Annotated in this window: 14 protein-coding genes; 6 read left to right on the top strand and 8 right to left on the bottom strand. The window is 63.7% G+C overall.

Translation table 11 applies throughout. The features are described from left to right. On the bottom strand, window positions 1-1704 hold the full coding sequence (locus VG320_RS04810) for a metallophosphoesterase family protein (RefSeq protein ID WP_327199002.1): 1704 nt from the start codon (window positions 1702-1704) through the stop codon (window positions 1-3). 421 nt (window positions 1705-2125) lie between these two features. Here VG320_RS04810 and VG320_RS04805 point away from each other — a divergent pair, with 421 nt between their 5' ends. The 6 genes from VG320_RS04805 (at window position 2126) to hutC (ending at window position 7849) form a co-directional block, all read left to right on the top strand. Continuing rightward, the gene (locus VG320_RS04805) at window positions 2126-2983 is read left to right on the top strand and encodes a transporter substrate-binding domain-containing protein (protein ID WP_327199001.1); all 858 of its coding nucleotides are present in this window, start codon (window positions 2126-2128) and stop codon (window positions 2981-2983) included. 76 nt (window positions 2984-3059) lie between these two features. Then, window positions 3060-3782 (top strand): ABC transporter permease subunit, encoded by a 723-nt coding sequence (locus VG320_RS04800; protein ID WP_327199000.1) that lies wholly within the window; start codon window positions 3060-3062, stop codon window positions 3780-3782. Window positions 3783-3799: 17 nt separating this feature from the next. Further along, window positions 3800-4546, top strand: a complete 747-nt coding sequence (locus VG320_RS04795; protein ID WP_327198999.1) for an ABC transporter permease subunit — start codon at window positions 3800-3802, stop codon at window positions 4544-4546. A 35-nt stretch (window positions 4547-4581) separates the two neighbouring features. Beyond that, window positions 4582-5373 (top strand): ABC transporter ATP-binding protein, encoded by a 792-nt coding sequence (locus VG320_RS04790; protein WP_327198998.1) that lies wholly within the window; start codon window positions 4582-4584, stop codon window positions 5371-5373. A gap of 56 nt (window positions 5374-5429) precedes the next feature. Next, window positions 5430-7049, top strand: a complete 1620-nt coding sequence (locus VG320_RS04785) for a histidine ammonia-lyase (RefSeq protein WP_327198997.1) — start codon at window positions 5430-5432, stop codon at window positions 7047-7049. Between the two features lie 38 nt (window positions 7050-7087). Beyond that, window positions 7088-7849, top strand: coding sequence for a histidine utilization repressor (gene hutC / locus VG320_RS04780; RefSeq protein WP_327198996.1), 762 nt, complete (start codon window positions 7088-7090; stop codon window positions 7847-7849). Window positions 7850-8751: 902 nt separating this feature from the next. Here the strand turns inward: hutC and VG320_RS04775 are convergent. From VG320_RS04775 to VG320_RS04745, 7 genes are all read right to left on the bottom strand, one after another. After that, the gene (locus VG320_RS04775; protein ID WP_327199012.1) at window positions 8752-10230 is read right to left on the bottom strand and encodes an efflux transporter outer membrane subunit; all 1479 of its coding nucleotides are present in this window, start codon (window positions 10228-10230) and stop codon (window positions 8752-8754) included. A gap of 34 nt (window positions 10231-10264) precedes the next feature. Continuing rightward, complete coding sequence (locus VG320_RS04770) at window positions 10265-11479, bottom strand: efflux RND transporter periplasmic adaptor subunit (RefSeq protein WP_327198995.1); 1215 nt, start codon at window positions 11477-11479, stop codon at window positions 10265-10267. Then, window positions 11469-14762: an efflux RND transporter permease subunit gene (locus tag VG320_RS04765; protein WP_327198994.1), complete on the bottom strand. Its 3294-nt coding sequence runs from the start codon at window positions 14760-14762 to the stop codon at window positions 11469-11471. Before VG320_RS04765 ends, VG320_RS04770 begins: the two co-directional genes overlap by 11 nt. A gap of 246 nt (window positions 14763-15008) precedes the next feature. Next, entirely contained in the window at window positions 15009-15683 is a 675-nt protein-coding gene (locus VG320_RS04760) for a response regulator transcription factor (RefSeq protein WP_205984503.1), read from the bottom strand. A gap of 39 nt (window positions 15684-15722) precedes the next feature. Next, window positions 15723-16688 carry a LysR family transcriptional regulator gene (locus VG320_RS04755; protein WP_327198993.1) on the bottom strand — a complete coding sequence of 322 codons (966 nt, stop codon included), beginning with the start codon at window positions 16686-16688 and terminating at the stop codon, window positions 15723-15725. A gap of 196 nt (window positions 16689-16884) precedes the next feature. Beyond that, on the bottom strand, window positions 16885-17274 hold the full coding sequence (locus tag VG320_RS04750) for a hypothetical protein (RefSeq protein ID WP_027818190.1): 390 nt from the start codon (window positions 17272-17274) through the stop codon (window positions 16885-16887). Between the two features lie 249 nt (window positions 17275-17523). Then, on the bottom strand, window positions 17524-20046 hold the full coding sequence (locus tag VG320_RS04745; RefSeq protein WP_327198992.1) for a TonB-dependent siderophore receptor: 2523 nt from the start codon (window positions 20044-20046) through the stop codon (window positions 17524-17526). Window positions 20047-20140 lie beyond the last annotated feature (94 nt).

Below are 20140 nucleotides of genomic sequence, written 5' to 3'. Positions count from 1 at the left end.
TCAGCCGCGCGACTTCGTCAGCGTCACCGTCTCGAACAGCTCGTAGTTGGGCGTGGGTGTCTGGTCGGCGCCCGGCGCGTGATAGTAGTTCATCGTGATGGTGGTCTTGCCGCCGTGCGCGCCCGGGTCCACGTCGAACACGGCGATCCCATAACCGGTACCCGTATCGCGCTGAGCGGACCAGATCGCGTCCTCCAGCGCATCGGCGCCTGGCCGCACATACGACCCCGGCGTCGCATTCGCAGCGGTATTCGGCACCGGCCGGTTGGGTTTCGTGAAGATCTGCGCCTGCGGATTGCCGTTGCCGGTATCCACGCCATAGACGTCGAGCGGCGCGCTGGTGCCTCCGCCGCCCAGAATCAGGTGGACGGTGCCGTGGCTCGTGTCGAAGGTGTTGGCGCCCGCCTGCGCGTGCGGCACGGGCTTCGGCTGCAGCGTATCGACCGGCTCGCCTGTTTTCGCGTCCACGCCCGCGTGATGATTGCAGCCGCGCACCGGGTAGCTGCGCTCGTAATCGTGATCGTGGCCGCACACCACCAGATCCACGCCATAACGGTCGAACAGCGGCAGCCACGCCTCGCGGATGCCCTTGTCCGAGCCATTGCCCGTCTTGGACGAACTGAGCGCGTCCTGATGCATCTGCACGACGATCCAGTCGATATCGTCGTTCTGCGACGCGTGATGCAGCGTCCTGTCGAGCCAGCGCGTCTGCTCGCCGTTGCTGTATCCGCGCACGTAGAACGAGGTGCCGGCGGCGAGCGGCGCATTGCCCGTACTCGCCACGGGCACGAGCGGCGCGGGGCCCGCGACGAAGGCGGCGGCGTCCTGATACACCACATCGTCGGCGTCGAGCGAGACGAACAGCACGTTGCTCACGCGGAAGCTGTACCAGCGGCCCGCGAAGGGCGTGCCGTTGTCGGGCAGCGTATAGCGCGTGAGATACGAATTGAGCCCCTGGGCGCCGTTATAGAACTCGATCTCGTGGTTGCCGGGGCATGGCATCCACGGACGATTCGACGCCGAGGTCTGGCTGTTGTTGGCGAAGTCGCGCCATACCTCGGTCTGATGCGCGGGGTTCAGGTTCGCGTAGCAGAGGTCGCCGTTGAGCAGGTGAAAGAGCGGCTGGAAGCGCTCGACCGCTTCCACGGCAAAGCGGCTTTGCGGCGACGACAGCACCCAGCCCGTGTTGGGCGTGGCGAGGTCGCCGTAGCTCGTGAAGCGAAACGGCTTGTGTTCGCGTGGCGCGGTCGTGAAAGTCGCGCTGAACGGGTTGCCCGCGTGGCTGTCGTTGTCTGCGGTGACTTCGTAGCGATAGGCGGTGTCCGCGTGCAGACCGGTGAGGCGCGCGTGATAGGTGAACACGACCACGCCGGTGAGGCCATCCGTATAGGTGCGCTGGATCGCATCGACGCGTTCGCGGTGCCCCCGCTCCGCACTGTAGGTCACACGCGGATGCGTGGCGGCGGCGAGCGAGGCCCACGAAACCACCACTTCGCTGGTCGGGTCCGCGCCCCAGGTGAGGTGGATCTGCTCGGGCGTGCCGTCGGGCGTGGCCGTATCGGCTTTCGCGACGCCGCTCAGGGCCGCCGCCGCGCCTGCCGCGCTTGCAAAGCCGGACGCGCCGGCGAGCTTCAGAAAGCCACGGCGGGAAACGCCGCTGGCGGAGTCGGTGAACGGTGCCTCGGGAATATTCTTCTTCGTCATGTCGAATCGCCTCGTGACTGGGCAACGCAATCGCTCGTATCGATGCGTGCCGCATTGCAAGCATTGCAGGGTGAGTGTCGGGCAAACGATGGCTTTCCTGCATGACCTCGCGATGACATCGCGCCGCCGCAACTGCGTCACTCGCACACGATCCGCGACAAGTCGTCTAGTTAACTCGCGAGGATTCCTGCCTTCCTGATAGCGCGCAGATGCAGTCAATCGCTGGAAATGACTCCCCATTCGTCCACGGAATACACCTTTCCCGCTCATTTGCACAGGATTCCCAGGGCATTCCCTGGATCGCCCCGTTTTTATTGAAAAGCGCTTGCGTCCTGCATTTTGTTCCCGCAATCTTGTCTAGACAACACGGACGGGCAGCGCCCGCCCCATCACGGTTAGCTCGACTACAAGGAGTGGCGACATGCAGGTGAAGTGCACCAGACTGGTCAAGGCCCTGATCGGAGCCGCCTTCGGCGCGGCGCTGCTGGCGGGCGGCAACGCCAGCGCGAAGGAATGGAAGACGGTGACGATTGCGCTCGACGGCAGCTACGCGCCGTGGAACCTCACCTTGCCGGGCGGCAAGCTCGGCGGTTTCGAGCCGGAGCTCGTCGCCAATCTCTGCGCCCGCGCGCAACTCCAGTGCAACCTGGTCACGCAGGACTGGGACGGCATGATTCCGGGTCTGCAGGCCGGTAAATTCGACGTCCTGATGGATGCGATCTCGATCACGCCCGACCGCGAGAAGATTCTCGCCTTCTCGAAACCCTACGCGGCCACGCCCGCCACGTTCGCCGTGGCCGATACCAAAATCCTGCCGAAGACCGCGCCTGGCAGCCAGGTGAAACTCGATAACGACGCGCGCAGCAACCTGCCCGCCATCGACGGCCTGCGCAAGGCGCTCAAGGGCAAGACCATCGGCCTGCAGTCGGGCACGATCTATACGCGCTTCGTGAACGATAACTTCAAGGACGTCGCCTCGATCCGCGTCTACAAGACCTCGCCCGAGCGCGATCTCGATCTGGCCAATGGCCGCATCGACGCCTCGTTCGACGACGTCACCTACTACGCCGCCAACGCCGGCAAGCCGGATTCGAGCAGCATCGTCATGGCCGGCCCGCAGATCGCCGGTCCCGTCTGGGGCCCGGGTGAAGGCCTCGCCTTCCGCAAGCAGGACACCGACCTCAAGGCGAAATTCGACACCGCGATCGCCGCAGCGCAGGCCGACGGCACGGTCAAGAAACTCGCGCTCAAGTGGTTCAAGACCGACGTCACGCCTTGATGGCCGCGCATGGGAGGCCCACGCGGCCCCCCATGCAATCACGCCTTAATTCGCCTGTTTGCTTGAGGTAGTCATCATGTCAGTGATCGAAATGCTCGGCTTCGGCGCCGAGGGCTGGGGCGGCGTGCTGCTGCTCGGCGCACTCATGACCGTCGTGCTCACCATCGCGGCGCTCGCCCTGGGCGCCGTGTTCGGCGGCCTTGTCGCGGCGGCCAAGCTCTCGCGCTTTCGCGTGCTGCGCGTGCTCGGCGACTGCTACACCACCGTGTTTCGCGGCGTGCCCGAGTTGCTCGTCATCTATCTGTTCTACTTCGGCGGCTCGGCGCTCGTGACCAGCATCGGCCAGTGGTTCGGCGCGGACGGCTTTGTCGGCGTGCCGCCGTTTGCGATCGGCGCGGTTGCGGTCGGCATGATCTCCGGTGCCTATCAGGCCGAGGTCTATCGCGCCGCGGTGCTGGCGGTCTCACGCGGAGAACTGGAAGCGGCGCGTGCGATCGGCATGCCCACGCTCACGATGGCGCGCCGCATTCTGATTCCGCAGGTATTCCGCTTTGCGCTGCCTGGCATCGGCAACGTGTGGCAGCTCAGTCTCAAGGACTCCGCACTGATTTCCGTGACGGGTCTCGCTGAGCTTTTGCGCGCAAGCCAGGTCGCAGCCGGTTCCACGCATCAGTACTTCCTGTTCTTCGTCGCGGGCGGCGCGCTGTATCTGGCGATGACGGGCGTGTCGAACCGCATCTTCGGCCGCGCGGAAGCGTATGTGGGCCGTTCCTTCAAGCGTAATTTCGCGCGTAACTGACAGCGGCGGAGCCCGACATGCATATCGATATCGACTTTCTGCTCGACACGCTGCGCCAGTTGATCGCAGCGGTGCCGGTCACGCTTGGACTGTTCTTCGCCTCGCTCGTGCTGGGTGGGCTGCTCTCGCTCGTGATCGTGGCCATGCGCGTCTCGCCGCGCTGGCTGCCCAACCGTTTTGCGCGCGCCTATATCCTGGTGTTTCGCGGTTCGCCGCTGTTGATCCAGATGTTTCTGGTTTATTACGGCCTCGGCCAGTTCGGCGTGATTCGTGAAAGCTTTCTGTGGCCCGTGCTGCGCGAACCTTATGTGTGCGCGGTGCTGTCGCTGGCGCTGTGCACGGCAGGCTACACGGCTGAAATCATTCGCGGCGGCCTGATGGCCGTGCCGGTGGGCCAGATCGAGGCGGGCTATTCGATCGGCCTTTCGGGCTTTGCGCTGCTGCGCCGCGTGATCGGCCCGATTGCGCTGCGTCAGTGCCTGCCCGCCTATTCGACCGAAGCGGTGCTGCTCGTGAAGTCCACCGCGCTCGCGAGCCTCGTGACGGTCTGGGAAGTCACGGGCGTGGCCCAGCAGATCATTCAGCAAACCTATCGCACTACTGAAGTCTTTGCCTGCGCCGCGCTGATCTATCTCGCGCTCAACTTCTTCATCGTTCGATTGATCGGGCTGCTGGAAAAGCGTCTGTCGCGCCATCTGGGCGCCGCGCCCAGCGCACCCGCGCGCAAACTGACGTCGCTCGAAACCCCTCGCGCCGCCTCCTGACCGGCTGTACCGATCGTCTATTTACGGAGTCACTCATGAACGCAGCCGCACCGGTCGCCCTGTCCGTCAAGAATATTCATAAGTCCTTCGGCGAGCATCACGTCCTGAAGGGCATTTCGCTCGACGCTCACAAGGGCGACGTTATTTCGATCCTCGGCGCGAGCGGCTCGGGCAAGAGCACGTTCCTGCGCTGCCTGAACCTGCTGGAAATGCCGGACGACGGCAGCGTCGCGCTCGAAGGCGAAGCGCTGAAAATGAAACGCCGCCGCGACGGCAAACTGCAACCCGAAGACCGCCGCCAGGTGGACCGGGTGCGCTCGCAACTCGGCATGGTGTTTCAGAACTTCAATCTCTGGTCGCACATGACCGTGATGGAAAACCTCATCGAAGGGCCGATGCGCGTGCTCAAACGCAGCCGCGCCGAAGCGATCGAGGAGGGCGAAGCGCTGCTCGCCAAAGTGGGCCTGGCCGACAAGCGCGGCCACTACCCCGCGCATCTCTCGGGCGGCCAGCAGCAGCGCGTGGCGATTGCCCGCGCACTGGCGATGCACCCGAAAGTCATGCTGTTCGACGAACCGACTTCCGCACTCGATCCTGAACTCGTGGGCGAAGTGCTGCGCGTGATGCGTGCGCTAGCGGAAGAGGGCCGCACGATGCTGGTGGTCACGCATGAAATGGGCTTTGCGAAACATGTGTCCAATCGCGTGATGTTCCTGCATCAAGGACTCGTCGATGCGGACGGCACGCCGCAGGAAGTGTTCGGCGAATTGAAGTCGGAGCGCTTCCGCCAGTTCGTGTCGAGCCACCAGGATCGCAACGCACACTGAGCTTATCGATAACGGGCCAACCTGGCCCTTTCGTAAAATAATCAGGTATCCATACCATGGTCGTCATCCGTTCCGAACGCCCGCTCGCATGGCGCGATATCGCCGCCGTCGCCTCGGGCGAGCCTCTGCAACTCGCCGATGAAGCCCGCGCACGCATTCGCGCCGCGCGCGAACTGGTCGATCAGATCGTCGTGCGCGGCATTCGCGCCTATGGGGTGAACACCGGCGTGGGCGCGCTGTGCGACGTGGTGGTCTCGCCCGCCGAACAACACGACCTCTCGCACAACATCCTCATGAGCCACGCTGTGGGCGTGGGCACGCCGCTGGGCGCGCAGGAAACGCGCGCCATCATGGCCGCGGCGATCAACAACTACGCGCACGGTCATTCGGGCGTGCGCGTGGAGCTGGTCGAACAACTGGAAGCGCTGCTCGCAGCCGATTGCCTGCCCGAAGTGCCCGCGTTCGGCTCGGTGGGATATCTGAGCCATATGGCGCATATCGCGCTTGTTTGCGTGGGCGCAGGGCATGTGCGCTGGCATGGCGAACGCCTGAGCGGCGCAGAAGCGCTCGAACGCCTGGGCCTGAAACCGCTTGCGCTGCAGGCCAAGGAAGGCTTGAGCCTCGTGAACGGCACGCCCTGCGTGACTGGACTGGCGGCGCTGGCGCTGGAGCGCGCGCAGCGTCTGCTCGACTGGGCCGACGCCGTGGCGGCGATGAGCTTCGAAAACCTCGGCGGGCAGATGGCAGCGTTCGACGCACAGTCGCTGGCGTACCGCGTTTCGCCGGGCCTGGCGCAAGTTGGCGCACGCATGCGCGCGGCCCTTGCCGAAAGCGGTTTGCTTGCCGCCGCGCTGGGCCGCCGCACGCAGGACCCGCTGAGCATGCGCACGATCCCGCACGTACATGGCGCGGCGCGCGACGTACTCGCGGCCACCGCCGAAGTCGTGAACCGCGAACTCGCTTCGGTGACCGATAACCCCATCGTCGACGGCACGCCCGACGCGCCGCAGGTGTTCTCGCAGGCGCACGCGGTGGGCGCGTCCATCGCGCTTGCGATGGACAGCCTTGCTGCCGCCGTCGCCCAGGTGGCGGCGATGGCCGAGCGCCGCCTCGACCGCCTCGTCAACCCGCTGGTGAGCGGCCTGCCCGCCTTCCTCGCGCATGCGAGCGGCACGCGCTCGGGTTTCATGATCGCGCAGTACACGGCGGCCTCGCTGGTTGCGCAGAACCGCCGTGACGCCGCGCCTGCGAGCCTCGACGGCGGCGTGACCTCGGGCCTGCAGGAAGATCACCTGTGCCACGCCACGCCCGCCGCGCTCAAGGCGCTGGCCGTGATCGAGAACAGCAGCCGCATCCTGGGCATCGAATTGCTGGCCGCCGCCCAGGCGTACGACCTGCAACCCGTCGATGCCGCGCGCGCGCCCTACACGGAAGCGCTCTATGGCCGCATCCGCACGGTCCTGCCGACCTATCGCGACGACCGGCCGCTGGCGGGCGATATGTCGGTGGCGTTTCGCATGATCGCCGATGGCGGCCCGCCGCCGCTGCCCGGCGAGGAGGCTGCACACTCGCCCGCAGATCGTGTGGCTTGCGCGCCGCAGCCCGCGTTGCGCGAGGTCGCGCCAGGCGCGGCGACTTCGGCGAACGACGCGCTGGCCGACGCAATCGGCCGCTGACCCGCGTCGATCTCTTCGAAGAAGGAGCCGCCACGACGATGAACTTCGACGCTTTTACGCTCGCAACCGACGACACGCGGCAAGTGCTGGACAAAGGTGCCCAGCCGCGCCGCACGGCGCCGCCTTACGAGCAGATCAAACGCTACGTGCTGGCGCGCGTCGAAAACGGCACATGGAAGCCGGGCGATTCGATTCCATCCGAGACCGTGCTGGTGAAAGAGTTTGGCGTCGCGCGCATGACGGTGTCGCGCGCGCTGCGCGAACTCACGAACGAGGGCGTGCTCACGCGCGTGCAGGGGTCGGGCACCTTCGTCGCGCCGCGCGACTATGAATCGACGGTGCTGGAGATCCGCAATATCGCCGATGAAATCGCGGCGCGCGGCCATCGGCATACGGCGCGCGTGCTCGCGCTGCAAACGAGCGACGATGCGGCGGCGCTCGCATCGCTAGGTGTAGCGCATGGCCCGGTGTTCCACTCGCGCATCGTGCATTGCGAAGAAGGCGAGGCGATTCAATACGAAGACCGCTATGTGAATCCTGCGCTGTTTCCGCTTTACTTACAGCAGGATTTCACGGTTGAGACGCCCAATCACTACATGGTGCGACTCGCGCCGATCCAGCGCGCGGAGTTTCGCATCTACGCGCGCAAGCCCGATGCTTATGTGCGTCATCACCTGGATATCGAAATCGGCGAGCCGTGTTTGATGGTCGAGCGCCGTACGTGGGTGGGCGAAGTGGTGGCGACGTCGGTGCAGTTGTGGCACGCGGCGTCGCGGTTTCATCTGGCGGGGAAGGTCTGATCTTGAGAAGGTCGCTACGGCTCGATGGCGTATGACAACAGAAATAATGCAAACGTAGCGGCCATTAGCGCTAACAGCAAAATAGCCACTTTAATCGGTGGCTTCCCAGGTCGACTGGCGTACCATCCAGCAATGGCGAATGCAATCGATGGACCGACAAAATAGGCAAGCCAGCCTGCGATAGCCCACCACGGCACAGCGCAGCGGTCGATCTCGTAGCAACCGGTTCTGGAAGCGAAGCGCTCGCCTATGCGCAATCCGAAGGTCATACGGCTGCCTATCCAGCACGATGCCCATGTCGTGAAGATTCCACAAAGAAGGAAAAAGAATCCGGATGCGATGCGCCTCACTTTATCTCCCAGGTCGTTCTGGGGACATGGGCGCTGCGCACTCCGAAACGCTGGCCAATAACTCAATGAATGTCATCGGTGTTCCGTGGTGTGTGCAATTTTCGACACCCTCGGTAACGATGGCACCGTTTGTGGATTTGTCTCCAAGTTTAAGAATGGCGCGTCTCATGCCATTCTCCTTATGTCACGTTGCTGCTTTCCGTACATTTCAATACCTCCAGCGAATCAATGAAACAACCGGATCGACACTGCAACCGGTGACGCACGGCGAAAGTGTGCCGCTAGCCTCTCAGTGAACTTCGCGCGGAATGAACGTGGTATAAGATTTGTCCGAATTTTTCTCGCCTACTAATAAAGTCGCAGTCCGAATCAATCAGGGGGATACAACGCTATTTCGTCTTCCTCCTCCTATGAACGGTAATGTGTTCTTTTGCGCAGTAGCCGGAGAAAAGTGGGGATTGCCCTCGCCTACGGGAACAACGGTAATCGGCGCCCGATGTAAAACGACCCGATCGCTTGCGCGACCGGGTCGTCAAATTATGCCTTCCTCCATCAAGACGCCGTCTTCGCGTCCGCTTTTACTGCATTCGCATCTGTTTTTGCGTCAGCCTTCGCATCAAGCTGCTTCGTGCTCCAGCCTCCGCCAATCGCCTGAATCAGCCCAACAGTCGCATCCAGACGCCGCGTATCCAGTTCGAGCGAAGTGATCTGCGTGGACAACTCCGTCGTCTGCGCCGTCACCACATCCAGATAGCTCACCACGCCGTCACGGTAGCGCGACATCGACAGCGTCAGCGTGCGTTGCGCCGCCGTGAGCGCCTCGTCTTCACGCTGCGCCTCGTCGCCCAGATGATGCAGTAGTGCCAGGTTGTCCTCGACCTGCTGGAACGCGTTGAGCACGGTCGCCTTGTAGTCGGCGCCGTTCTCGGCGAGCTTCGCACGCGCACCGTGCACCAGCGCTTCGCGGCGTCCGCCGTCGAAGATCGTGCCGACCAGCGTCGGGCCGATCGACCACATCTCGTTGGGCGCAGCCAGCCACGGATTGAACGTGTCGCTCTGGTAGCCGCCATCGAGACTCAGCGACAGATCCGGATAGAACGCGGCCTTCGCCACGCCGATTTCCGCATTGGCCGCCGCCACGCGCCGCTCGGCGGCGGCGATGTCAGGACGCCGTTGCAGCAGCGCCGAAGGCAGCCCGGCGGGCAGGTTCGGCAGATGCGGGCGTAGCGTGTCGGGCGCGACGTTGAAGTCGGACGCCGGCACGCCGATCAGCGTGGCGATCGCGTGCTCGTAGAGGGCACGGCGGCCGCTCACGTCGTCGGCAGCTGCCTGGGCGGCGGCGAGCTGGTTCTGCGCACGCGACACGTCCAGATCGGACGCAATGCCGCCGCGATGGCGGCTCTCGGTCAGTTCCAGCGCGTGACGATAAGCGGCGATCGTATCGTCGAGCAGTTTGGACTGCTGATCGAGCCCGAGCAGGTTGAACCAGGTGGTCGCGAGCTTCGCCTGCAAGCTCAGTTGCAGCGAGGCGAGATCGGCGTCGCTGGCTTCGCTCGTCGCCTGACCGGCCTTTACCTCGTTGCGTACCTTGCCCCACAGATCGAGGTCGTAACCGACGCTCAGATCGAGCGTGTTCGAGTTATACACGTTCGGTTGGCCCGAGCCGCGCAGCGGCCGCAGCGCCGATTGCCGGTCGCGCTCCACCTGCGCGCCCACGCCGACGGTGGGCATCAGCGCCGATTTCGCCTGCGCGGTCAGCGCGTCGGCTTCGTCGTGGCGCGCGAGCGCGGCGGCGATGTTGGGGTTGGCCTGCTGGACCTTCGGCTCGAGCTGGTCGAGCATCGGATCGTTGAAGACCTTCCACCAGCCGTCGCGCGGCAACTGGTCGGCGGGCTGCGCCATCTGCCAGCCGCCAGTCTCCTTGAAGTGCGTCGGCATGGCCGTGGCGGGTGCGTGATAAACCGGCGCGAACGAGCAGGCGCCCAGCAGCGATGTCGTTGCGAGCGCAATCAAACGCAAGCGCGACTGCAACCGGCTACGCGCTAGAGAGGGCAGAGAAAACCGCTTAACCATGCGCGCGCTCCGCATCGTGCGACGCGCTGGTGGCGCTGGCGGTGTTGGTCGCCTCGGTGGCGGCGAGACGCACCACGTCGCCGTTCGCGAGCGAATCGGGCGGATTGTCGATCACACGCTCGCCGGCCTGCAGACCCTGGATGATCTGCACGCGCGTGCCAAGATCGGTGCCGATCGTCACGTCGCGCAACTGCACCTTGTGGTCGGCGCCGGCCACGGCCACCTGCATGCCGTGCGCGCGGAAGATCAGGGCGCTCGCGGGCACGAAGAGCGCGTGCGCGTCGCCCGGAATCGCCAGATGGACTTCGGTGTACTCGCCCGGGAACAGCGTGCCCTGTTTGTTATCGACGGCGAGCTGCACCAGCATCGTGCCCGAATCGGCCGAGATCGACTGATCGGTATCGACGAGCTTCGCATCGAACGTCATGCCGGGGCGCTCCGGCACCGTTAGCGTGGCATGCATGCCGGGCTTGATCGACGCCGCATCGCTCTGCGGCACGCTCACGTAGACACGCAACTGGCTCGCGTCCGACACCGTGAAGAGCTCGGGGCCGCTGCCGCTGCCCGCGTTGATGAGCGCGCCCACGTCGGTCTTGCGGGCCGTCACCACGCCGTCGAACGGCGCGGTCAGGCGCTTGAACGATTCGAGCGCTTCGAGGCGGCGCACGTTCGCCTGATTCGCTTCCACCGTGGCCTGCTTGGCGATCAGGTCCGAGGTCTTTTCGTCGGCATCCTGTTGCGAGACCGAGTCCTGCTTGAGCATTTCGGTCCAGCGTTTGGCCGTGGTGGCCGCGAGTTTTTCATTGGCAACCGAGTTTTGCAGATCGGCGTTGGCCTGCTGCAACTGCTGGTCGAGATCCGGCGTATCGATCACGCCGAGCAATTGGCCCGCCTTCACATGTGTGCCGATATCCGCGTACCAGGCGTGCAGGTAGCCGGACACGCGGGCGTAGATCGGCGCGTTGATATACGCGGCCAGGTGACCCGGCAGCACGAGCGTCTGCGAAGCCGGGCTGGGTTGGGGCATCACGGTCGCGACGGTGGGCACGGCCTGCGCGTCGGTCCAGGACGTGAGTTCCTGATGTGCGTGCACGCGGCTGAACAGCCCGCCGGAGACGATCCCGGCGGCGACCATCAACGCCACGGCGGCGACGGACTTCAGGTGGCGCAGCGATTGCGGCGGGGCGATGTCGACTTCAGTGGACATGGGATTCTCCCTCGAGGGCGGTTTGTTCCAGAGTGGGGATGGTGGCGCGCGGCTCCGTGGCGTGCGGGTCGTCGTTGCCTTCGTCACCATCGCCGTCATTGCGGTCATTGCGGTGCACGAGGCTGAACACCACGGGCACGAACAGCAGCGTCGCGAAGGTCGCGCAGATCAGGCCGCCGATCACGGCGCGGCCAAGCGGAGCGTTCTGTTCGCCGCCGTCGCCCATGCCAAGCGCCATCGGCGCCATGCCGATGATCATCGCGAGCGCGGTCATGAGCACCGGACGGAAGCGCGTGAAGCCCGCTTCCATTGCGGCGCGCAGCGCGTCGCCGGTGGCGGCCAGCCGTTCACGGGCGAACGACACCACCAGAATCGCGTTGGCGGTCGCCACGCCCATACACAGAATCGCGCCGGTGAGCGCTGGCACGGACAGCGGCGTGTGCGTGGTGAATAGCATCCAGACGATGCCCGCGAGTGCGGCCGGCAGCGCGCAGACGATCACGAACGCGTCGGCCCACGAATGGAAGTTCACGACAATCAGCAGATAGATCAGCAGCACCGCACCCGCGAGACCGAGCAGCAGGCCCGTGAACGCGCTGTTCATGGTCTGCACCTGGCCGCGCATCGTCACGGTCGAGCCCTTCGGCACGTCCTTGGCGGTCGCATGGATCGCCTGCTGGATCTGCGAGGCCACGGCGCCCAGATCGGCGCCCTGGGTGGTCGCGTAGATGTCGAACAGCGGCATGATGTTGTAGTGCGAGACCACGGCGTCGGCGGTGCCGCGCGTGATCGTGGCAATGCCGCCGAGAATCTGCGAGCCGCCCGTTTTGCTGGTGACCGGCAGGTTCTGCAGATCGGACAGCGTGGTCATGCGGTATTGCGGCGTCTGAGCGACGATCGGATACGACACGCCGTTCTTCGGATTAAGCCAGTAAGTAGGCGACACCTGGCTCGTGCCCGAAAGACTCGCCACCACGGAGTTCGTCACGTCCTGCTCGGTAATGCCGAGTTCATCGGCACGCGAACGGTCCACGGCCACGGTCAACTGCGGGTAGGTGGACGCCTGCTGGATGCGCGGATCGGCCACGCCCGGCACTTTCGCGACCAGTCGCAGCAGTTCATTGGCGTACTTCTTGTTCGCTTCCATGTTCGGGCCGCTCACCTGCACGTCGATCGGCGCGGGCGCACCGAAGTTCAGGATCTGGCTGACGATGTCGGCCGGCAGGAACGAGAACGTGGTGCCGGGGAACAGACGAGGAAGTTGCGTGCGCAACTGTTTGACGTAGTCGGCGGTAGGCGCATGATTTTCGCCGAGCGAAATCATGATGTCGCCGTCCTGCGGCCCGATCGTGCCGCTATTGTTGTACGTCAGGTTGATACCGCTGTTCGGCAGGCCGATGTTGTCGATGATGCTCGTGAGCTGATCGGCGGGAATCGCATGGCGCACCGTGTCTTCGATATGGTCGAAGAGATCGGCGGTTTCTTCCACACGCGTGCCAATGGGCGCGCGCACGTGAATTTCGATTTCACCCGAATCGATATTCGGGAAGAAGTTGCGGCCAAGGAAAGGCACCAGCGCGAACGACAGCATCACGATCGCAAGAAAGCCCACGATAAAGCCCTTGCGATGCGTGAGCGCAAGACCCAGCACGCCGCGATAGCCCGCGCGGATGCGCTCGAAACGACGCTCGAAACCGCGCTGGAAAAGCACCAGCGGATTGCGCGAGGGCGCAACGTGATCGTGCGCGCCATGCGGCGCCATGACCGCGGCAAGTTCGCCCGATGCATGACCTTGCGAAGTGTGCGGCTTGAGCAGATAGCGCGCCATCATCGGCACGAAGGTGCGCGAGAGAATGAACGAGGCGATCATCGCGAAGATCACCGACTCGGCCATCGGCACGAAGAGGTAGCGCGCAATGCCGTCGAGCAGCAGCATCGGCACGAACACGATACAGATACAGAGCAGCGACACCAGCGCGGGCATGACGATCTGCGCCGCGCCGTCGAGAATCGCGCTTCTTACGTCCTTGCCTTGTTCAAGATGCCAGTTGATGTTTTCGATCGTCACGGTGGCATCGTCGACGAGAATACCCACCGCTAGCGCGAGCCCCCCTAACGTCATCACGTTGAGCGTTTCGCCGCAGGCCGCGAGACCCGCGATGGCCGCGAGCACGGCAAGCGGAATCGACGCCGCAATGATGAGCGTGGAACGCCAGCTACCCAGGAACAGCAGGATCATGGCCGAGGTGAGCGCCGCCGCGATGATGCCTTCGCGCGCCACGCCGCTCACGGCGCCCTTCACGAACACCGACTGGTCGGACAGCGGCACGAGCTTGAGGCTGGGCGGCAACGACTGTTCGATCAGCGGCAGCTTGGCCTTCACGCCCGCGATAATGTCGAGCGTGGACGCCGAGCCGTTCTTGAGGATCGACATCAGCACCGCGCGGTGGCCGTCCACGCGCACGATATTGCCCTGCGGCGGATAGCCGTCGCGTACGTGCGCCACGTCGCGCATATAGATCACGGTGCCATCCACCGTCTTGATCGGCAGATTGTTGAGCGCGTCGATCGTGAGCGGGCTGTTGTTCAGGCGCACGTTGTATTCGAACTCGCCGATCTTCTGCGTGCCTGCCGGAATGATCTGGTTCTGCTGCGCGAGCGCATTCGCCACGTCCTGCGCGGACAGCTTGCGCGCCTGCAATGCCTGCGGATTCAGGTCGATCTGCACTTCGCGCGTCTTGCCGCCGTAAGGCGTCGGAATTGCCACGCCCGGCACCGACAGCAATTGCGGCCGGATGAAATTGGTTGCGTAGTCACCGAGTTGCTGCTCGTTGAGCTTGTCGCTCGTGAGCGCAAGCTGCAGCACTGGCACCGTGGACGCGTTGTAGTTGAGAATTTGCGGCGGTGTGGTGCCAGGCGGCATCTGCTTGAGCACGGTCTGCGAAACCGAGGTCACCTGCGCCGTGGCCGTGCGCACGTCCACGGTCGGCTGGAAGAAGATCTTCACGATGCCGTAGCCGCGGAACGACTGCGATTCGATGTGGGCCACATCGTTGACGGTCGTGCCGAGCGTGCGCTCGTAATAGGTGACGATACGGCCCGACATGTCGTCGGGTTGCAGACCGGCGTAATTCCACACCACGCTGATCACGGGAATTCGGATATCCGGAAAGATATCGGTTGGCGTGCGTAACGCAGCGAGCGGGCCAGCGATCAGGATCAAGAGGGCCAGCACGATGAACGTGTACGGTCGGTTCAAGGCCAGCCGGACGATTTTCAGCATCAGAAGGGGCTCCGTTCAGAACATCGGCGCCGGTTCCCGTCGCGTACTGGTGCGCCAAAATAGCGCGAAAAAAGCGAGGAAAGTACGGGAAACTACGGAGGAACCGACGCCGGTATTGTGGCGGGCGGGGTGTAACGTCCAGCAACCAGACAGATGAAAGAAGTTTTATTTATCGACTGGTTTTTTTAACAAAAAGGACAACGAAATTCCGAATAAAAACTTTTATTCGCTATTGCATTCAATTGTTCAACCCAGCAGATAACCCGAGCCGCGTATCGTGCGAATCAGTGAAGGCTCTCCGGGCGTATCCACGCGATTGCGCAGCCTGCCAACGTGCACATCCACGAGGTTGGTGCCGGGATCGAAACGCCCGCCCCAAACGCCTTCAAAAATCATCGTGCGCGTGAGCACCTGGCCCGCGTGGCGCATCATGAATTCGAGCACGCGCAATTCGGTGGGGCGCAGGCGCAGCAGCTTGTCGCGGCAGGTGAGCTTGCGCTTGACCAGATCGAGTTCGATCGGTCCTACACGCAACACGGTTTCAGCCGCGACCGGACGCGTGCGGCGGCGCACGAGCGCTTCCACGCGCGCGGACATCTCATCGATCGAAAAAGGCCGCGTGAGGTAATCGTCGCAACCGGCACGCAGGCCCTGAATGCGTTCTTCGACGCCCGTGGTGGAACTCATGACGATCACCGGCGTTTCGATGCCTACGCCGCGCATGGTGGTGACGATGGTGAGGCCGTCGAGATCGGGCAGGCGGCGCTCAAGGGCGACCACGTCGTAGTCGCCGGCCATCACCATGGCGATGCCTTCACGGCCGGAGCGCGCGACATCGACGGTAAAGCCCGTCGAGGCAAGGGTGGGGACGACGCTCTGTTCCGTCACGGCGTCGTCTTCGATGGTCAATATTCTGGGCATGGTTTTCGATGTGTCGTGACTGGATGATCACGCGGCAAATCAGGCGGCAAACTGCGCCACGGCGCGCAACGTATGCGGCATCGCGTGCGCTGCGGGAATGTGGTGCGTCTGCGAGGGATGCGAGCGGAACTGTTCGACTGCGAAGTCGATAAAGCTGCGCACTTTCATCGTGAGGTAATTGCGGCCCGAGTAAACGATCGAGACATGCTGCATGCCGCCGTTCACGTCATACGCGTTGAGCACGGGCAACAGCACGCCGCGCGCGATATCGTCGGCGACGAGCGGCAGCGGCAATAGCGCCACACCCATATCGGCCAGCGCTGCTGCGCGCACGGTGGCGTAGCCACTGGCCGTGAGCGGGCCGTTGACGCTCACGCGCTGCACGCCTTCGGCATTGGCGAATTCCCAGCTACGCGGCGCATCCGAGACCGCGAGCAGATCGTGCTGCGCGAGATCGGCGGGCGCGCGCGGCATGCCCTTGCGCGAGAGATAGGCGGGCGTGGCGACGACCAGTTCCTTCACCGAGGTGAGCTTGCGGCTTACGAGCGACGCGTTGACCTGCTGGCGGTCGGTGGCGAAGCACACGTCGAAACCGCCTTCGATCATGTCGATGTGGCTGTCGTAAGCGGTCACATCGAAATCCACGCGCGGATTCACGCCGCGATACGCGCCCAGCAGCGTGCTCAGCGCGCCGCTGGCGAACACCGAGGGCGCGGCAATGCGCAGCACGCCGCTCGGGTCGCGCGTGGCGCGTACGAGTTCCGATTCCACTTCGTCGAGCTTGTCGATGACGGCGCGACAGCCGTCCAGATAGAGTCGGCCCGCTTCGGTCAGCGAGAGGCTGCGCGTGGAGCGATTCAACAGGCGCATGTTCAGATGCGCTTCGAGCATGCCGACGCTGCGCGTGACCGCTGCCGCGGACATGCCGAGTTGTTTGCCCGCGAGGCTGAAGCTGCTCAGATCGACAACGCGCGTGAAAACGCGCATGGCTTGTAGCTGGTTCATGTGGCGAGTCCGTGCCGGTAAAGGCGAGAATGCTCAGGGCGGCGCGCAGCATGCCCTGAATGGAAGGGACGAACGGGTTCAGCGCACGCGTGAAAGATCACGCATGACGGCGCTTGCCCGCTCGTGCTGCGCGCGGGTCCTGATTCACGAGTTGAACGGTTGGCGCGGCAGATTATTCCGCTGCGCCACGCGATGCCTAATTCGGCAACGCGTGCATGGGAATGCGCGCCTCGCGCTGCGCGGCGGCTTCGTGCGCGCTCAGTGCGTCTTTCAGGCGCTGCATGCTTTCGGTGGGAATGGCGAAACCGGCCCAGCCCAGGCCGGTATGGCGCAGAAACACCACCGCGCCATCAAACAGCGGGTTGCGTTCGGTGTACCAGCACGGATCGATTTCGAGCACGTACTGATGCGAGCGCAAAGGCTGTTCGGGCACGGCGGGCCGCATCTGCGCGCGCAGTTTGCTCAGCTCTTCGATGAGGCCGTCCACATCGGCCGTATCGAGCAGCGCGGCATGGCCGTCGATGTTCACGCTGACCGCGTGTTCGCCATATTCATTGATGAGTTCGACCGACATCGGCTTTTGCATGGTGCATTCCTCGCAGTCCAGAAACTGGAAGGAATTATCGGTTCCGGCCCGGCATCGGTGTTTTAAGTTGCCGCTCACTCAACATGAAAACTAATTTAAAAAACGGCGAGAGGAGAGGAGATTTACGCCTGTGCAGAAGGTGGGGCGGTGCGGCGCGGAGGCTGTAAAAACAGGGCTGTTCGCGCGTTAAATGACAGCCGTGTCATATAACGCGTGAACATGAAAATAATCCGCAATGGACTATTGCATTTACCAGCGGTAATTCAAGCCTGCAAATACCTGACGGCCGTAACCATACGCACAGTAGTTGCCGTAATAGCACGACGCCACGTAAGTTTTGTTCAACAGATTCTGCGCGTTGACATAAACCTCCGCGCCTTTCAAGCGCGGAATCGCGTAACCCAGGTCATAGCGCAATGCCGCATCGACCAGGAAGAAGCTGCGCACCTGGAAGCTGTTGTCGGTGCTATAGGTCGCGCCCGTATAACGGCCGCCGCCGCCGAACGACAGTCCCGCGAGCGGGCCGCCATGAATCGTGTAATAGGCCCAGAGCGACGCCTGGTTCGACGGAATCGCGGCCAGGTGCTTGTCCTGCAGGCCGCTGTTGTCCTTCGTGTAAATCGTACTGAGGTACGTGTAGCTGGCGGAAACATCGAGCGAGCGCGTGAGGCTCACTTTCGCTTCCAGTTCCACGCCGCGCGAGCGCGCTGCGCCCGCCTCGGAATAATAGTTCGGATTGTTGGCGTCCGTGGTCAGCAGATTCTTGCGCGTGAGATCGAAGATCGCCGCGGTGAACAGCGCGTTGTAATGCTTCGGCTGATACTTGATGCCCAGTTCGTACTGGCGGCCGCGCTCGGGATCGAAGGCCTTGCCGTTGATGTCGGTGCCGGACTGCGGAACAAAGGACTCCGAATAACTGAAATACGGCACGATGCCGTTATCGAACAGATAGCTGATGCCGCCACGCCACGTAAAGGCGTGATCGTTCTGCCACTGGCGCGTGTTGTCGGTGATGCCGTTGGTGACCGTGTTGGCCCAGTCCTGGCGCACGCCCAGCGTCACCAGCATCTTTTTGTAGCGCAGCTGGTCCTGTGCGTACACACCGTACTGGTTGCTGCTCGCCTGGGTTCGCGTGAGTGCGGGCGATTCGACGGCAGCGCCATAGACGGGATTGAACACGTCGATCGAGGGGGCGCTGCCGTAGCCCACCGCATAGTTGGTCGCCATGTGCTGGTAATCGAAACCGGCAAGCACCGTGTGATCGACCGGGCCAGTGGAGAAGTTGCCTTCCACCTGATTGTCGATGGCAAACGAATTTGTCTCGTCGTTCGAGACGATCGAACTGCGGTCGAGCGTGCGGTAGTCGTCTTCCAGGCCGCTTCCGTAGACGCTCGCGTAGTCCTGGCTGATGTGATAGTAGCGGGCGTTCGAACGCACCTTCCACGTATTGTCCAGTGCGTGCTCGAACTGATAACCCACTGCTTCCTGGGTGCGGCTAAAGCGCTCGAAGCTGGCCTCGCCGTCATAGAAGCTGCGGCCAATCGTGCCGAGCGGATTGAACAGCACGCTGCCGACAGCGGGCACGCTGCCATATGAAGTGCTGGCCGGATCGCGCTGATAGAGCGCGTAGAGCGTAAGCGTGGTCTTGTCGTCGGGGCGCCAGGTGAACGAGGGCGCCACGGCCACGCGCTCGTTGCGCGTGCTTTCGACCTGACCGTCTTCCTGGCGGCCGATCGCCGTGAAGCGATAGAGGTAGTGCTGGTCACCGGCGATCGGGCCGGAGAAGTCCATGGTCGCCTGCTGATGGCGATCGTTGCCGAACTCGACGCCCACTTCGTGGTACGGCTGCATGGTCGGCAGCTTGCTCTCCTGGTTGATCAGACCGCCCGCGCTCGCCTGGCCGTAGAGCACGGAAACCGGACCGCGCAGCACGTCGATGCGGTCCATCAGATACGGATCGACCTGCGGCACCGAATACATGCCGTTCTGGATCTGCTTGAGGCCGTTCCAGTAAGTGTCGGCGCTGAAACCGCGAATGTTGAGCATGTCGTAACGCGTGGCGACGCCGCCGCGCGTTTCGGTCGTGACGCCCGCTTCGTAGCGCACGGCCGCGTTGAGCGTCTGCGCGTTCTGCTCGTTCATCTGGTCGCGCGTGACCACGGAGATCGATTGCTGGGCTTCGACGATGGGCGTGCCGGTCTTGGTTCCCGTCGAACTCCATTTGGCGACCACGCCTTCGGTCGGGCCGTAAGGGCTGTCGTTTTGCGCAGCGACCTTCACGGCGGGCAGTGTGGTATCGGCGGCGGGGGTATCGGCTGCAACTGCGCGCGGGCGCACGAGCCACACGCCAGTGCTGCTTTGTGCGATTTCCAGTTTCGTGCCGGCCAGCAGCTTGCCGAAGCCGTCGGCCACCGAGTAACTGCCGTGCAGGCCAGGACTGGCGAGTCCATCGACGAGGCGTGCATCGAGTTGCACCGTCACGCCCGCCTGCACCGCGAAGTCGGAGAGCGCGGTGCCGAGCGGGCCAGCGGGCACGTTATACGGCTTGCTGGCGGCGGCGGAGGTTGAAGCGGCTTGTGCGGCAAACGCTGCCGGAGTGGCGCAAAGGCTACCCAAAGCGAGGCTGGCCGGAATGGCGCGCAGCGCCAGCGCGACGGCGGCGCTGCGGGTTGCGCTGCGGGTTGTGCTGTGTGAAGCGAACATGGCAAAGCGCTGGCGGGCGGCGGGGCGCGCCACGGATTGAATGGCGCGGCGGGGCCGGCGTGCAGACATGGAAACTCCTGATCAGGCGGTGTGTGTTGAATCGGTTGATACGTGCTTGACACGCGAAATCAGGAAAGGGGACACGGGCGCGCGAATTTTTTTA

The organism is Paraburkholderia sp. (genome assembly GCF_035948235.1).
Taxonomy (GTDB): domain Bacteria; phylum Pseudomonadota; class Gammaproteobacteria; order Burkholderiales; family Burkholderiaceae; genus Paraburkholderia.
The sequence above is the reverse complement of the archived record's forward strand: the minus strand, read 5'-3'. Positions and strand labels throughout refer to the sequence as shown.

Excerpts from the sequence above, each read along its gene's own strand:
- VG320_RS04800 (WP_327199000.1), top strand. The coding sequence starts at position 3,060 with ATGTCAGTGATCGAAATGCTCGGCTTCGGCGCCGAGGGCTGGGGCGGC.
- VG320_RS04785 (WP_327198997.1), top strand. The coding sequence starts at position 5,430 with ATGGTCGTCATCCGTTCCGAACGCCCGCTCGCATGGCGCGATATCGCC.
- VG320_RS04745 (WP_327198992.1), bottom strand. The coding sequence starts at position 20,046 with ATGTCTGCACGCCGGCCCCGCCGCGCCATTCAATCCGTGGCGCGCCCC.
- VG320_RS04810 (WP_327199002.1), bottom strand. The coding sequence starts at position 1,704 with ATGACGAAGAAGAATATTCCCGAGGCACCGTTCACCGACTCCGCCAGC.
- VG320_RS04765 (WP_327198994.1), bottom strand. The coding sequence starts at position 14,762 with ATGCTGAAAATCGTCCGGCTGGCCTTGAACCGACCGTACACGTTCATC.
- VG320_RS04790 (WP_327198998.1), top strand. The coding sequence starts at position 4,582 with ATGAACGCAGCCGCACCGGTCGCCCTGTCCGTCAAGAATATTCATAAG.
- VG320_RS04755 (WP_327198993.1), bottom strand. The coding sequence starts at position 16,688 with ATGAACCAGCTACAAGCCATGCGCGTTTTCACGCGCGTTGTCGATCTG.
- VG320_RS04805 (WP_327199001.1), top strand. The coding sequence starts at position 2,126 with ATGCAGGTGAAGTGCACCAGACTGGTCAAGGCCCTGATCGGAGCCGCC.
- VG320_RS04750 (WP_027818190.1), bottom strand. The coding sequence starts at position 17,274 with ATGCAAAAGCCGATGTCGGTCGAACTCATCAATGAATATGGCGAACAC.
- VG320_RS04770 (WP_327198995.1), bottom strand. The coding sequence starts at position 11,479 with ATGTCCACTGAAGTCGACATCGCCCCGCCGCAATCGCTGCGCCACCTG.
- hutC (WP_327198996.1), top strand. The coding sequence starts at position 7,088 with ATGAACTTCGACGCTTTTACGCTCGCAACCGACGACACGCGGCAAGTG.
- VG320_RS04795 (WP_327198999.1), top strand. The coding sequence starts at position 3,800 with ATGCATATCGATATCGACTTTCTGCTCGACACGCTGCGCCAGTTGATC.
- VG320_RS04760 (WP_205984503.1), bottom strand. The coding sequence starts at position 15,683 with ATGCCCAGAATATTGACCATCGAAGACGACGCCGTGACGGAACAGAGC.